Here is a 14162-nt window from a genome sequence, read left to right on the forward strand (position 1 = left end):
CCCGCTCGGCTGCGGAGCAGTCGTAACCCAGTGAACACGGATTGACTGACACACCGTGTGATCAGGTTTTCAGGGGCGCTTCGCACCCCAGCGGGAGCAAGCTCCCTCGCCACAGGTAAGTGCGCAGCATGCAATACAACCACCCCGTTTTTCGTGGGGGGTTTGGGGGGGCTTTGGCCCTTGACTGTTGGTTCAAACATGGAGAGATCGGGATGGTATTTTCATCCAACGTGTTCCTGTTTCTGTTCTTGCCGATCTTTCTCGGCTTGTACTACCTGAGCGGGCAACGCTATCGCAACCTGTTGCTGCTGATCGCCAGCTACGTGTTCTACGCGTGGTGGCGGGTGGACTTCCTGGCGTTGTTCGCCGGCGTCACCCTGTGGAACTACTGGATCGGCCTGAAAGTCGGTGCCGCCGGGGTGCGCACCAAACCGGCGCAGCGCTGGCTGCTGCTCGGCGTCGCGGTCGACCTGTGCATCCTCGGCTACTTCAAATACGCCAATTTCGGCGTGGACAGCATCAACGCGATCATGACCTCGTTCGGTCTGGAACCGTTCATCCTGACCCACGTGCTGCTGCCGATCGGTATCTCGTTCTACATCTTCGAATCGATCAGCTACATCATCGACGTGTATCGCGGCGACACCCCGGCCACGCGCAACCTGATCGACTTCGCGGCGTTCGTGGCGATCTTCCCGCACCTGATTGCCGGCCCGGTTTTGCGTTTTCGCGACCTCGCCGACCAGTTCAACAACCGCACCCATACCCTCGACAAGTTCTCCGAAGGTTGCACGCGGTTCATGCAGGGTTTTATCAAGAAGGTGTTCATCGCCGACACCCTCGCGGTGGTGGCCGACCACTGCTTCGCCCTGCAAAACCCGACCACCGGGGATGCCTGGCTTGGCGCGCTGGCGTACACCGCGCAGCTGTATTTCGACTTCTCCGGTTACAGCGACATGGCCATTGGTCTGGGCCTGATGATGGGTTTCCGTTTCATGGAAAACTTCAAGCAGCCGTACATCAGCCAGTCGATCACCGAGTTCTGGCGCCGCTGGCACATCAGCCTGTCGACCTGGCTGCGTGACTATCTCTACATCACCCTCGGCGGTAACCGCAAAGGCACGCTGATGACCTATCGCAACCTGTTCCTGACCATGCTGCTGGGTGGTCTGTGGCACGGCGCGAACATCACTTACATCGTCTGGGGTGCCTGGCACGGCATGTGGCTGGCGATCGAAAAAATGCTCGGCATCAACACCTCGCCGCGCAGCCTCAACCCGATTCGCTGGGCGCTGACCTTCCTGCTGGTGGTGATGGGCTGGGTGATCTTCCGTGCCGAAAACCTGCACGTCGCCGGGCGCATGTACGGCGCGATGTTCAGCTTCAGCGACTGGTCGCTGTCGGAACTCAACCGTGCCAGCCTCACCGGTCTGCAAGTGGCAACCCTGGTGGTGGCGTACGCAACGCTGGCGTTCTTCGGCCTGCGTGATCTGTACACCAACCAGCCGCCGGTGAAGAGCAAACCTGAAGTCAACGTCGAGGCCAACGGCCCTGCCACCGCGACCCCGGGAATGATCAAGGCAGCCCCCGGCGAAAACCCGGCGAGCATCCATGAGCCTGGCTACACCGTCGGCGTCGAAGCCCAGGTGCAACCGGCTTACTGGACGGCGGACTGGTCGCGCTACGTGATGCGCGGGCTGATCCTGCTGCTGTTCATCGCCTCGATTCTCAAACTCTCGGCGCAAAGCTTCTCGCCGTTCCTTTACTTCCAGTTCTGAGGGATCTGACATGACCCGCTCATTACGCATCTTCTACATCGCGCTGTTTCTGCTGACCCTGCTGGTGCTCGGTCTGTGGTCGGTGCGCAGCTTCTTCGGCTTCAGCACCAACGCCGATGCGACCGTGCTTAACGGTCGCTGGACCAAAGCCGTGGAAACCCACTACGACGATCAGTTTCCGATCAAGCGTCTGGGCACCAACCTCTGGGCGGCGCTGGATTTCAAACTGTTCAACGAAGGTCGTCCGGGCGTGGTGCTCGGTCGCGATCAGTGGCTGTACAGCGATGAGGAATTCAACCCGATCGTCAACGAAGAGCTGAACCTGCAAGGCAACTACGCGCTGGTCGAAGGCGTGCGTCAGACCCTGAAAGAGAAAGGCGTGAAACTGGTGATGGCGATCGTGCCGGCCAAGGCTCGCCTGTACCCGGAACACCTGGGTGAAGTGAAACCGGCAAGCATCCACGCCAACCTCTATCAGGACTTCCACGCCCGTGTCGCGGCGGACAAGATCCTCGCCCCTGACCTGCTCGGCCCGCTGCAAAAAGCCAAGCAGAACGGTCAGCAAGTGTTCCTGCGCACCGACACCCACTGGACCCCGGAAGGCGCTGAAATCGCCGCCAACACCCTGGCGAAAACCATCGCCGACAAGTTCCCGCTCAGCGGCGAGCCGCAACGCTTCGTCACCACGCCAGCGGAGAAGGTCACGCACAAGGGCGACCTGCGTCTGTTCCTGCCGCTGGACCCGCTGTTCGAAAACCTGATGCCGGCGCAAGAGCCGCTGCAAAAGCGCAACACCGTGGCCGCCGAGCAACCTGCCGGTGACGACGCGCTGTTTGCCAGCAGCGAAGTACCGGTCGCGCTGATCGGCACCAGCTACAGCGCCAACCCCAACTGGAACTTCGTCGGTGCGCTGAAACAGGCGCTGCATAGCGACGTCGTGAACTACGCCGAGGACGGCCACGGCCCGATCCTGCCGATGCTCAGCTACCTGAAAAGCGATGACTTCAAGAACAGCCCGCCACAGGTGCTGATCTGGGAGTTTCCTGAACGATATCTGCCTGTGAACAACGAAATCGGCGACGCCGACCCGCAGTGGGTCGCAGAGCTCAAACAAGCCGGTGCTCGCCAACAAAACGTAGCCATCAACACTAAATCCGAGACGCCCGATCGGGCGCAAAACTGAAAGAGAGGTAACACCATGACTTTCACTACTACTCCTCGTCGTCTCGCAAAACGCTTCGCACTGGTTGCTGGTCTGAGCGTGCTGTCGGTCCAGGCTTTCGCCGGTGGTGACGCCGCGCTGTACGGCCCGACCGCACCGAAAGGCTCGACCTTCGTGCGGGTCTACAACGCCAGCAACGCCGAAGTCAGCGCCACCGTCGGCAGCACTAACCTGAGCGACGTTGCACCACTGGCCAGCAGCGACTTCAGCTTCATGCCGGGCGGTGATTACAGCGCCAAGGTCGGCAGCCAGACCCTGCCGGTCAAACTCGCCGGTGACCACTACTACACCCTGGTCAACAACGCATCCGGCGCGCCACAACTGATCGAAGAGCCGCCGTTCAAGAACAAGCAGAAATCCCTGGTGCGCGTGCAGAACCTCAGCGACAAACCGCTGACCCTGAAGACCGCCGACGGCAAGACCGACGTGGTGCCGAACGTGGCCGCCAAGGGCCGTGGCGAACGTGAAATCAACCCGGTGAAAGTCAGCCTCGCGCTGTACGAAGGCGACAAGAAAGTCGGCGACGTAAAACCGGTCGCGCTGGAGCGTGGTGAGGCAGCGGTGCTGTACGTCACCGGTTCCGGCAGCAGCCTGTCGCCAGTCTGGGTGAAACGCCCGGTGTCGACTCGCTGATCATTTTTCCTGACTGACGCATATCCCCTGTGGGAGCGAGCTTGCTCGCGAAAGCGGTCTGACATTCAACAGATGTGTCGACTGATACGCCGCCTTCGCGAGCAAGCTCGCTCCCACAATGAATCGGGTTGTCAGTTCGGATACGAGACAAAAACAAGAGTGAAACGACACAACGTTCGTGCCTCTAACCAATCGATTTTATGGAGTAAACAATATGATTCCGGTGATCTTGTCAGGTGGTAGCGGTTCACGTCTTTGGCCGCTTTCGCGCAAGCAATTCCCTAAACAATTCCTCGCCCTGACCGGTGAACACACGCTGTTCCAGCAAACCCTGGAACGTCTGGTGTTCGAAGGCATGGACACGCCGATCGTGGTCTGCAACAAGGATCACCGCTTCATCGTCAACGAACAGTTGGCCAACCGTAACCTCGAATGCCAGCGCATCCTCATGGAGCCGTTTGGCCGCAACACCGCACCAGCGGTGGCGCTGACCGCGATGATGCTGGTCAACGAAGGGCGTGACGAACTGATGCTGGTGCTGCCGGCCGACCACGTGCTGGAAGACCAGAAAGCCCTGCAACGCGCCCTGGCCCTGGCCACTGTCGCCGCCGAAAACGGTGAGATGGTGCTGTTCGGCGTGCCGGCGACCAAACCGGAAACCGGTTACGGCTACATCAAATCCACCGGCGACTCGCTACTGCCTGAAGGCGTCAGCCGCGTCTCGCACTTCGTCGAGAAACCTGACGTCAAACGCGCCACCGAGTACGTCGAATCCGGCGGCTACTACTGGAACAGCGGCATGTTCCTGTTCCGCGCCAGCCGCTTCCTCGAAGAGCTGAAAAAGCACGATCCGGACATCTACGACACCTGCCTGCTGACCCTCGAGCGCAGCCAGCAGGACGCCGACACCATCACCTTTGACGAAGCCACCTTCGCCTGCTGCCCGGACAATTCCATCGACTACTCCGTCATGGAAAAAACCCAACGCGCCTGCGTGGTGCCACTGACCGCTGGCTGGAGCGACGTCGGCTGCTGGTCGTCGCTGTGGGAAGTCAACGAGAAAGACGCCAACGGCAACGTCAGCAAAGGCGACGTGGTGATCCAGGACAGCAAGAACTGCATGATCCACGGCAACGGCAAACTGGTGTCGGTGATCGGTCTGGAAAACATCGTCGTGGTCGAAACCAAGGACGCCATGATGATCGCCCACAAAGACAAGGTTCAGGGCGTCAAGCAGATGGTCAACACCCTCAACGAGCAGGGCCGCAGCGAAACCCAGAACCACTGCGAGGTCTACCGTCCGTGGGGCTCGTATGACTCGGTGGACATGGGCGGGCGTTTCCAGGTCAAGCACATCTCGGTCAAACCGGGCGCCTGCCTGTCACTGCAGATGCACCACCACCGCGCCGAGCACTGGATCGTGGTCAGCGGCACCGCTGAAGTGACCTGCGATGAAAATGTGTTCCTGCTCTGCGAAAACCAGTCGACCTACATCCCGATCGCCTCGGTGCACCGCCTGCGCAACCCGGGCAAGATCCCGCTGGAAATCATCGAAGTGCAATCGGGTTCGTACCTGGGTGAAGACGATATCGAACGCTTCGAAGATATCTACGGTCGCTCCACCCCGATCGAACGCGGCGTGTCGGTGAAAACCATCGCGCAGTAACGATCTGCAGAACGAGAAGCCCCCGTCCAGCCCGCTGCGTCCCCTATCCGCAGTGGGTTGGGCGGGGGCTTTTTTCAACTCAACGAACGTTGTCGAGTCAGCCTTGGCCGGGAATATCCCCCCAGCGATTGCTGCCTTCCCGCGTAAGGAGCCGGTGCGAGCAGTCCGATAAAGTCCTGGGTCCGCTGCAGGCTCTGCACCGTACTGGACGTTTGCATCGACAAGTCGGAGACCGCTTCGAAAAGCTCCGGGTCCGCGCTGCCGGTGGTTGCCAGCTCGGTGAGGATGGCTTGCGTCCTGAACTCGACCATGTCGATGTTTGCCGAAAGATGTTCATAAGTGTTGCTTAACGCCTCGGCATTCAGTCCCTGCGCTGCATGGATGAATTCCCGCCCCGTCTGGAACAGACCCCGAGTTTCCGCTCCCAGTTTTTCAGAGACTGCCTCGATCACTTTATCCTCGATCTTGGCGCGCGCCATTTTGGTCAAACGAGATCGACCGTCGGCTGTGCGCGGATCATGCGCTGCCAATTCAAGTTTCACTGTGGCAAGACTCAGCTTCTTTTTCGGCTCGACGCTTTCAACCAAAGCCTTGGGATTCAATTCGCTGCCTTTGAAATGGATAGGTCGGTTCAACTGATAGGTGTCCACCAACTTGTCGATGGCTGCACCCGCCAACTTATCGCCGACCTTCGTGCCAATCTTGCCCCCGAGAGAACCGGCTACCGGTCCGAACACGTTGCCCATTGCAGTGCCAATCGTGCCCCCTGCGGCTTGAGCGCCTGCGCTGAACATGCTGCTGGCCAGTTGCGTCCCGACGCGCCTGACAAGGGCTTGAAACCGGTGTCGCGCCTGAGTGTGATTGAGCAATGAATTTCTGACGTCCGCTGCCGCCGAGGTCATCGTGCTCATTAATGCCTGCTGCTTTTGCACACTGTCAGCCAATTCAGATGTGGCGGTCTTCCCGCCACCATCGGTGTCGACATGGCCCATGGGCGAGTTACCCACCATCTGGTACAGGTTCGGCCCGTCGATAAAGCCTTTCGGGTCAGGATTCAACCAGCGCTGCAACCACGGCATGTAATAGCGATAGCCATAATAATAGAGACCTGTGGCATCGCGCTCCTTGCCCGAATAACGCAGGGTTTTGTAACTGGCCTCGGTGTCCTTGCTCCACGCCGTTTCACCGAACGGGAAGAATGTTTCTTGACTGATGAGCCGGGCATCCTCGCCCAGTTCCAGGCAGGTCGATCCGAGATGATCCATCAGCGTGTACCGATAATGGTCATTGGAACCGGTGGGCGGAGCACTTTCCCAGTGCAGCACGTGTACACGGCTGATGTGGCCCTCGACGCAGATCACTTGCAGTTGTTCACCGGTGGCCGTGTCGGTACGTAGCTCCAGCCCAGGCAAATAGCGCACCTGGGCCGTGACGCCGCGGGCATTCGTCTGGAGTGAGCGAATCTTGCGCACACGTTGGCCGGCACCGTCGTAGTAATAGTGTTCACGGTCATTGGGTCCGCTGGCACGTTCGACCGGCGTGACGGATTGCAACTGATTACGCAGATTCCACGCCAATGAACTCCCCGCATACAGCGCTCGCAAATTGCCACGGGGATCGAACGCCGCGGCAATCTCCTCTTCCGACGGTGGCACGCCATTACGGTAAGGCAAACAGCGATTACTTGATCGCGCAGCCTTGAGCTCGCGGCCATTGCGCGCGCCAACATGCGTCAGCAGTAACAGATTGCCGGATTCATCGTAGTTGAAGGTCTGTCGATAATTGCTCACTGCTGCCGGATCGTCACGTCCGATGGAGGCCGGACCTTGAGTAGCAGCACCTGCTTTCCAACCGGTGGCCACATACAACTGGTAGAAGCTGTCGTAATCGAAACGACTGACAGGATCGATACGCTGGTTGGCGAAATACCGGATCGGCAGTACCTTGTCCTCGATGCTCAGCAAGTTGCCCATCGGGTCGTAGTCGTAGATCAGATGTTGCAATACCTCGCCCCCGGCTTTCCTCGCATGGCGGGTTAGCAGGAGACCATCCTCGGGCTGATAGGTCAGCGTCGTCAGCACACCATTGCCCGCCAGTTCCTGAGTGACTTGCCCATCAGCGTTGTAACGAATGTCGCTCACCAGCGTTAGCGCTTTGGTCTGGTGCCGCAATTGCAGATGGCAGGCGCGCAACTGACCGTCGAGCGTCAACTCGCGGCCATGGTGATTATCACGCGCATCGACTTGTTCGAGTACCTGCCCCAGCGGCCCGAAGCGCCAGCGGGTCTTGGCACCGTCGCCGGGTTCCAGCAAGCGCTGGCGGTCATCAACGTTTTGCGGCCAATCGGCGACGCTGGGGTCGAGGGTGAAGTGCCGTGTGCTTTCAATGCACTGCCCACTGATTGCAAAGCTTTGCGAGCACACACTACCCGCCGGATCATCGTGCCGAATCAACTGGCCCAGCTGATTCCGCGAGGTATCACCCGCGCCGGGCTGACCGTAAGTGAGACGTTCGACGCACCGCCGAGGCTCGGATGCACCTTCTTCGAACACGGCAATCGGACGCAGCAGCGGGTCGTGTTGCACCTCGCGCCAGGTTTCTCGACTGTCCCAGTCGTACAGCGTCTCGGCACCGAGCCCGTACAACGCCAGCTGCGTACCGGCATCGACGCTGTCGGAGCGCAGCGTTTGCCCGATCAACGAATAAAGGGTGCTCAGATTCGCAGGCGTCAGCGGCTCGGTCGTTTGCAGTGCCCACAGGCGCGGATCCCACTGTTCAACAACCCTTCCGGCAGCGTCACGCATCGTGCGATTGATGCGGGCTTGAGCAGGGCAAAGGTCTTCGGCACGCCAATAACCAACCGTCCGAATCTGCAATCCGCGCGGGTCGCTTACCGAAAGCGTCGGTGTTTTGCCATGCTTGTTCATCAGCTTGCTCCCGGCACTACCGTTAACCATGCTTCAGGGCATCAGAGCATCCGCGCTTTGCGATTTTCAACTGTCAGAAATTACAGTATCGACTGACGGTACATTCGGAATACGCGCGAATGTCCATTGTGCCGGCCCTCCGGTAGGATGGTACTCACGAACCAAGGAGCGTTCCCTCATGTTCATCGGCATCCTGCTGATCATCACCTGGTTGATTCTGCTGCTGCGCTATCCCGCCAAGGCTGTGCCGGTCTCCGTGGCCGCGGCTATCGGTCTGGGCCTGGTGGCCGTGTGGGTGGTGTGGCTGGACAACCGCGAACTCAAGCAACTGGCGCGTCTGGAGATGCGCATTGCCTACGCTCCTGAACAGTGCCCGGCGGATCGCCCGTTGCAACTGAAAATGAAAAACGGCAACGACGTGCCTTTGACCGAACTGCGCTGGCGCATCGCAGCCTATGCGCCGGGTGACACGGTGAATCTGGCCGACAACCAATACACCGCGCCACGCTATCGCGGCCCCGGTGAATTGCAGGCCGGCGGCGACTGGGAAGACTGCCTGCCGATGCCACCGCTGCGCCCCGGTTATCGCCCGCAAACCCTGGAATTCCGCGCCGAGCGTTTGCAAGGCAGCTTCTCGGACTAATCCCCCTTCCCCACTTTTTTGCACAAGGAATGCGCCATGCCCGTTGCGTTGATTACCGGTTGCTCCAGCGGCATTGGCCGCGCCCTCGCCGACGCTTTCAAAGGCGCCGGTTACGAAGTCTGGGCCACTGCGCGCAAGAGTGAAGACGTCGCGGCGCTGACCACCGCCGGGTTCACCGCGATCCCGCTGGACGTCAATGACAGCGTGGCGCTGGAACAACTCGCGGAACGCATCAACCAGCAACACGGTGGCCTCGACGTGCTGATCAACAACGCCGGTTACGGCGCCATGGGCCCGCTGCTCGACGGCGGCGTGCCGGCCATGCAGCGCCAGTTCGAGACCAACGTGTTCTCGATTGTCGGCGTGACTCGCGCACTGTTCCCGGTGCTGCGCCGGGCCAAGGGGCTGGTAGTGAATATCGGCAGTGTGTCGGGGGTTCTGGTCACGCCGTTCGCTGGCGCCTACTGCGCTTCGAAAGCCGCGGTGCATGCGCTGAGCGATACCTTGCGCATGGAACTGGCGCCGTTCGGCATTCGCGTGATGGAAGTGCAACCGGGGGCAATTCAGTCGAGCTTCGCCAAGAACGCCGGGCATGAGGCCGAGCAGTTGATCAACGAGCAATCGCCGTGGTTTCCGTTGCGTGAGGGGATTCGCGCGCGGGCCAAGGCCTCGCAGGACAAGCCGACCCCGGCTACCGAGTTTGCGGCTGAATTACTCAAAGCGGTGCAGCAGAGCACACCGCCGCGCTTGGTTCGCATTGGTAATGGCAGCCGGGCGTTGCCGTTGCTGGCGACGTTGTTGCCGAAGGGGTTGCTGGAGTCGACGTTGATGAAGCGGTTCGGGTTGCGCGGGAAGCTTTGATACCAAGCTGGCGGGTGCTCGAACAAATTGACGCATGTTTTTTTCGACACCGCACCTGTCAGCATTGACAGTGTACAGCTCTCACCCAAAGTCACAGTATTCAGACCAGAAGGAGAATGGTTGTCCGAGCACAATGGCGTCGCTGATCGACCGTGGTCGCTAGAGATCGAGAACTCTTTCAATTGTTCAACGCCGTTACAGGGTTGAATCCATGAACGTTTATCGATGGGTGACCTATGAACACTTCGCACAAACAAAAAACTCGGCGGCCCGGTGAAGCAGATCCGGATTTCGGAAAGCATGGCTCCGTATCAATGTACGAGCTCGACTTTCCCGAAAAACTTCAGGGAACACGTCTGATCCATGGACTGGCTCATTCAGATGGCAAAGTAATTATCGGTGCCGACCTTTATGACGCCAAAATCCAGCTTAACGTCTATGCCTTGATACGTTTGAACGACGATGGCAGCCTCGACGAAAAATTTGCCGAACTGGGTTTTCACGTTGGCAGTTTTCTCGATGGCCACTCTTGTGGCGCTGGAAAAGTGACCGTACTACACGATGGGAAAATACTTTTGCTGGGGTGGACTCTCTCACCAGCCAATGGCTGGGGGGAGTTGGTCGTTGCGCGTTTTCATGAAAATGGCGGTATCGATGAAAGCTTTGGCGAAAAGGGTCGCCGGATCATACCAAACGCTGAGAACAGCAAGTTCGTAGTTACATCGGAGAGCATTCAGGTCAACTCCCAAGGCACCTTGTTCATTACAGCGAACTACGCCAACCCGGATGCTTCGGATCATTACAGCGCAAGTATTTACAGCATCAAAGCCGATGGCTCATGGAACAACGAGTTCAATGGCACGGGTCACCTCAAGTTCACAGTCGATACTGCGAGCCCGTTTACGGCGGTAAATAGCTGCCTGCTGCAAGGTGACAAACTGCTGATCGCCGGTAACGCGTTGTTGCAAGGGCTGGAAACTGCGTACGTCGCGCGGCTGAATCCGGACGGCAACCCCGATCGCGGGTTCGGCGACATTCGAACCCCGGGCCTGTTTACCCTACGCGTCAATAATCTGAGCAACCGTTTCAACGACCTGAGTCAAGGACCTGATGGCAGCCTGGCCTGTTTCGGACAGAGTGGCGCCGATTGGGAAACATCGGCCAAGGGACTGTTAAGCATGTTGACGCCCAATGGCACACCGCATCGACTTTTCAATAACGGTGAGCCACTGCTCACACAACTTGATAGCTCGCCCACTGGCATTCGCTGGCGTTGTGGCTACACCCAAGAGGACGGCAAATTAGTAGCGTTGTCAGGTGATCAGAACCCGTACCTGGCCCGTCTCCTGCCTGATGGGAAACCTGATGATGGCTTCGGAGAGTCTGGTTATGTAGAGCTGAAAGAAGCAGATGTGGATAAGAAACCTCTCTTCCAGTTAATCAAGGGCTCTGAAAATCGCATCCTTCTGTCATTAAACTATGCGCATCTGAGTGGTTTTGGTCGGATTGATGCCTACTTAGGCTGATATTCGGCAGGCAGACAGCGCTATTCAACGCGCTGTCTGCACCAAAGCCCTTACCCCCAACCTTTCATGAAATCAATAAACGCCCGCACCTTCAGCGGCAAATGCCGGGTATCCGGGTACAGCGCATAAACACCCTGCTGAGCAAAGCGGTAATCGGCGAGCAACCGCACCAGTCGCCCCGCCTCCAGATCCTCCTGAATCAGCCATTGCGGCAAAATCGCCACGCCTTGCCCGGTCAGCGCAAATGCTCTGAGCGTCGCCGAGTTGTCGGCGACGATGGCGGTGGTTCCCGGTTTTGGCTGGTAGACATGCTCGGTGCCAGCCGGGTCGGTCACGGTCAATTCCGGGACGCGGCCATGGCCCAGCGTCGGCATCGACTCCAGCGTCGCCAGCGTGGCAACCGGCGCGAAGCGCTCGACCAGTTGCGGCGCGGCCACCGCAAACACTTCGAACGTCGACAACTGCACCGCACGCAGATTGGAGTCGTGCATGCGGCCCAGACGAATCGCCATGTCGAAGCGCTCGGAGATCAGATCGGCGTGGGTCGAAGACGTCGACAAGTGAATGTTCAGTTGCGGCTGTTGCTGGCGAAACACCTCCAGCGCCGGCACCACTTGGGCCAGGGCAAACTCCACAGTGGTGGTGATGCGCAACGTGCCCTTGAGTTGCGAATGCTCGGAGCGCGCCTCCTCGATCGCCAGTCGCGCTTCGTCGAGGGTGCGCAGGCAGCGCCGATAGAAGCGCTCGCCGGCATCGGTCAGGGCCAGTTGCCGAGTGTTACGCGTGAGCAAGGTGACGCCCAGTTCTTCTTCCAGGCGCTTGAGATTGAAGCTCACCACCGCCCGAGTTTGGCCCAGCGTCTCAGCAGCCGCCGTCAACGACCCGGCCTCGACCACGGCTTTGAAAGTGTCAAAACGGTCCAGGCTGACCATATCCAGCGCGCTCCCTGTCAAAAATATTTTGACAAACTAGCAGGCAAACCAGCGTTTTCCTAACGTCCGAAGCGCCCTACCCTGCACGTCTCATTACAGGGAAGCTGCCATGGCCTATCGCTCGAAAGTCGCGCTGGTGTATCTGTTCGGGTTCGCCCTCGACCTGCTGAACATGTTCGCCGCGAGCATCGCCTACCCGGACATCGCCCGGGAATTACAGGCCTCGGTGACGCAATTGGCGTGGATCACCAACGCCTACATGCTCGGGCTGACGCTGATCATTCCGCTGAGTGTGTGGCTGGCGGCGCGGCTGGGCGAGCGGCGGCTGATTCTCGGCTCGTTGCTGCTGTTCGGTATCGCTTCCGGTCTGGTGGCCCAGGCCGGGTCGATTGAAAGCCTGATCGGCTGGCGTTTGCTGCAAGGGCTCGGTGGCGGCTTGTTGTTGCCGATCGGTCAGGCCTTGGCCTATCGGCAATTTCCAGCGGCGCAACGCGCGCACCTGACCGGCGTAGTGCTGATGGTCGCGTTAATGGTGCCGGCCCTGTCACCGGCGGCGGGTGGGCTGATCGTCGAGGCGTTGTCGTGGCGCTGGATTTTCTACCTGAACATGCCAATGGCGCTGCTCGCGTCCGGTCTGGGTCTGCTGTGGTTGCAAGCGGATCAACCCGGTACGCAACGCCCGACACTGGATGTGCGCGGTTTGCTGCTGGCTGTGACAGCCCTGAGTCTGTTGTTGATTGCGGTGAGTCTGGCGAGCGCGTCCACGACCCGGAATCTTGCGGGCGGCGTTCTGTTGATCGGCGCCGTCACCTTGGGGCTGTACCTGCGTGATGGCTGGCACAAACCCGACGCGGTGCTCGACCTGCAACTGCTCAAGAGTCCGTCACTTCGTTTGGCAATGCTGATCTACCTGTTCGTGCCCGGGGTGTTTACCGGCACCAACATGATTGCCGTGTTGTACCTGCACGACCTCGGCTTCGGCGCCGCGCAGACCGGTGCGCTGATGCTGTCCTGGGCGGCGGCCTCGGGTGTGGCGATCATGTTGGGCAAACGCAGTTTCAACCGCCTCGGCCCCAAACCGTTGCTGATCGCCGGGATGCTTTTGCAGTGCCTGGGGATTGTCCTGCTGATGCGTGTCGAACAACCCACCGCCACGCCGCTGATCATTGCCTATGCCTTGATGGGACTGGGCGGCAGCCTGTGCAGCGTCACCGCGCAGAGCCTGGCATTTGTTGGCATCGCGCCAGAAAAAATGGGCCATTCCAGCGCTCTGTGGAACATCAACCGCCAGCTCGGTTTCTGCCTCGGCGCGGCGCTGCTCAGTTCGTTGTTGGGCGCTTTGGGCAGCAACGGTTTCCGCTACTGCTTTCTCGCCGCCGCGCTGCTCACATTGCTGCCAATGGTCGCCGTGCTGCGTTTCGACGCCTCCAAAGTACTCGCCCTGCTGAGTCCACCTCCCCTCCAGGAAAAATCCACATGACTGACTACAACGAATATTTTGATGAAGTGATCCAGGCCCATCTGTTGATCGAACGATGGTTTGCCGTGGAACAGGATCCGGCGGAACTTGCGCACTTGCTGGGCCGGTTCGCGGCGGATTTTTCCATGGTCACGCCGCTGGGCCGGACGCTGGATATCGAAGCCTTGCGTGCGCTGTTTCAGGCGGCGGGCGGGAACAAGCCCGGGTTCAGGATCGAGCTCAGTGAGCTGCGCGGGATTGCCCTGCATGCGCATGGCGCAACGCTGAGTTATCGCGAGCAGCAGAGCGATGCGAGCGGGTTGTACACCGATCGCCGGTCGACGGTGGTGTTTGCAAAGACCGAGGCCGAGCGGGTGCTGTGGCGGCATTTGCAGGAGACGTTTTGCGCTGAGTGATTGCTCAGCGCTTTTCTGAAGTAACGAGTCGACCTCTTCGCGAGCAAGCTCGCTCCCACAAGGGATGTTTGTTGCACCCCGGCCCCCCTGTGGGAGCGA

At 59.5% G+C, this 14162-nt stretch carries 11 protein-coding genes; 9 read left to right on the forward strand and 2 right to left on the reverse strand.

The window, feature by feature from the left end; genetic code table 11:
- Positions 1-212: 212 nt before the first annotated feature.
- The 4 genes from PMI25_RS20455 to PMI25_RS20470 all read left to right on the forward strand — a co-directional run bounded on the left by PMI25_RS20455 (position 213) and on the right by PMI25_RS20470 (position 5299).
- Positions 213-1778 carry an MBOAT family O-acyltransferase gene (locus tag PMI25_RS20455; protein ID WP_007969546.1) on the forward strand — a complete coding sequence of 522 codons (1566 nt, stop codon included), beginning with the start codon at positions 213-215 and terminating at the stop codon, positions 1776-1778.
- A 10-nt stretch (positions 1779-1788) separates the two neighbouring features.
- On the forward strand, positions 1789-2961 hold the full coding sequence (locus PMI25_RS20460; RefSeq protein ID WP_007969548.1) for an alginate O-acetyltransferase: 1173 nt from the start codon (positions 1789-1791) through the stop codon (positions 2959-2961).
- Positions 2962-2976: 15 nt separating this feature from the next.
- Entirely contained in the window at positions 2977-3633 is a 657-nt protein-coding gene (locus PMI25_RS20465; RefSeq protein WP_007969549.1) for an alginate O-acetyltransferase AlgF, read from the forward strand.
- Positions 3634-3847: 214 nt separating this feature from the next.
- Positions 3848-5299, forward strand: a complete 1452-nt coding sequence (locus PMI25_RS20470; RefSeq protein ID WP_007969551.1) for a mannose-1-phosphate guanylyltransferase/mannose-6-phosphate isomerase — start codon at positions 3848-3850, stop codon at positions 5297-5299.
- 74 nt (positions 5300-5373) lie between these two features.
- Here the strand turns inward: PMI25_RS20470 and PMI25_RS20475 are convergent, their stop codons facing one another.
- The gene (locus PMI25_RS20475) at positions 5374-8226 is read right to left on the reverse strand and encodes an RHS repeat domain-containing protein (RefSeq protein ID WP_007969552.1); all 2853 of its coding nucleotides are present in this window, start codon (positions 8224-8226) and stop codon (positions 5374-5376) included.
- Positions 8227-8404: 178 nt separating this feature from the next.
- On the opposite strand from PMI25_RS20475, the gene PMI25_RS20480 reads away from it, so the two are divergent.
- The 3 genes from PMI25_RS20480 (at position 8405) to PMI25_RS20490 (ending at position 11256) form a co-directional block, all read left to right on the forward strand.
- Positions 8405-8869 (forward strand): hypothetical protein, encoded by a 465-nt coding sequence (locus PMI25_RS20480; RefSeq protein WP_007969553.1) that lies wholly within the window; start codon positions 8405-8407, stop codon positions 8867-8869.
- Positions 8870-8905: 36 nt separating this feature from the next.
- Positions 8906-9730 carry an SDR family oxidoreductase gene (locus PMI25_RS20485; protein WP_007969554.1) on the forward strand — a complete coding sequence of 275 codons (825 nt, stop codon included), beginning with the start codon at positions 8906-8908 and terminating at the stop codon, positions 9728-9730.
- A gap of 236 nt (positions 9731-9966) precedes the next feature.
- A complete protein-coding gene (locus PMI25_RS20490; RefSeq protein WP_081755226.1) occupies positions 9967-11256 on the forward strand; it encodes a hypothetical protein in 1290 nt (429 codons plus the stop codon).
- A gap of 50 nt (positions 11257-11306) precedes the next feature.
- On the opposite strand, the gene PMI25_RS20495 is transcribed toward PMI25_RS20490, so the two are convergent.
- Positions 11307-12188, reverse strand: a complete 882-nt coding sequence (locus tag PMI25_RS20495; RefSeq protein ID WP_007969556.1) for a LysR family transcriptional regulator — start codon at positions 12186-12188, stop codon at positions 11307-11309.
- Positions 12189-12297: 109 nt separating this feature from the next.
- Here PMI25_RS20495 and PMI25_RS20500 point away from each other — a divergent pair, with 109 nt between their 5' ends.
- Together PMI25_RS20500 and PMI25_RS20505 are read left to right on the forward strand one after the other, a co-directional pair.
- Entirely contained in the window at positions 12298-13668 is a 1371-nt protein-coding gene (locus tag PMI25_RS20500; RefSeq protein WP_007969557.1) for an MFS transporter, read from the forward strand.
- A complete protein-coding gene (locus tag PMI25_RS20505; RefSeq protein WP_007969558.1) occupies positions 13665-14063 on the forward strand; it encodes a hypothetical protein in 399 nt (132 codons plus the stop codon). The genes PMI25_RS20500 and PMI25_RS20505 overlap by 4 nt, the downstream gene beginning before the upstream one ends.
- The last annotated feature ends 99 nt before the right edge of the window (positions 14064-14162 follow it).

The sequence above is a fragment of the Pseudomonas sp. GM30 genome (assembly GCF_000282275.2).
Taxonomy (GTDB): Bacteria; Pseudomonadota; Gammaproteobacteria; order Pseudomonadales; family Pseudomonadaceae; genus Aquipseudomonas.

What these genes read in the sequence shown, in the direction of transcription:
- PMI25_RS20475 (WP_007969552.1), bottom strand. Translation starts at nt 8,226, where the DNA reads ATGAACAAGCATGGCAAAACACCGACGCTTTCGGTAAGCGACCCGCGC.
- PMI25_RS20500 (WP_007969557.1), top strand. Translation starts at nt 12,298, where the DNA reads ATGGCCTATCGCTCGAAAGTCGCGCTGGTGTATCTGTTCGGGTTCGCC.
- PMI25_RS20460 (WP_007969548.1), top strand. Translation starts at nt 1,789, where the DNA reads ATGACCCGCTCATTACGCATCTTCTACATCGCGCTGTTTCTGCTGACC.
- PMI25_RS20495 (WP_007969556.1), bottom strand. Translation starts at nt 12,188, where the DNA reads ATGGTCAGCCTGGACCGTTTTGACACTTTCAAAGCCGTGGTCGAGGCC.
- PMI25_RS20485 (WP_007969554.1), top strand. Translation starts at nt 8,906, where the DNA reads ATGCCCGTTGCGTTGATTACCGGTTGCTCCAGCGGCATTGGCCGCGCC.
- PMI25_RS20465 (WP_007969549.1), top strand. Translation starts at nt 2,977, where the DNA reads ATGACTTTCACTACTACTCCTCGTCGTCTCGCAAAACGCTTCGCACTG.
- PMI25_RS20480 (WP_007969553.1), top strand. Translation starts at nt 8,405, where the DNA reads ATGTTCATCGGCATCCTGCTGATCATCACCTGGTTGATTCTGCTGCTG.
- PMI25_RS20505 (WP_007969558.1), top strand. Translation starts at nt 13,665, where the DNA reads ATGACTGACTACAACGAATATTTTGATGAAGTGATCCAGGCCCATCTG.
- PMI25_RS20490 (WP_081755226.1), top strand. Translation starts at nt 9,967, where the DNA reads ATGAACACTTCGCACAAACAAAAAACTCGGCGGCCCGGTGAAGCAGAT.
- PMI25_RS20470 (WP_007969551.1), top strand. Translation starts at nt 3,848, where the DNA reads ATGATTCCGGTGATCTTGTCAGGTGGTAGCGGTTCACGTCTTTGGCCG.
- PMI25_RS20455 (WP_007969546.1), top strand. Translation starts at nt 213, where the DNA reads ATGGTATTTTCATCCAACGTGTTCCTGTTTCTGTTCTTGCCGATCTTT.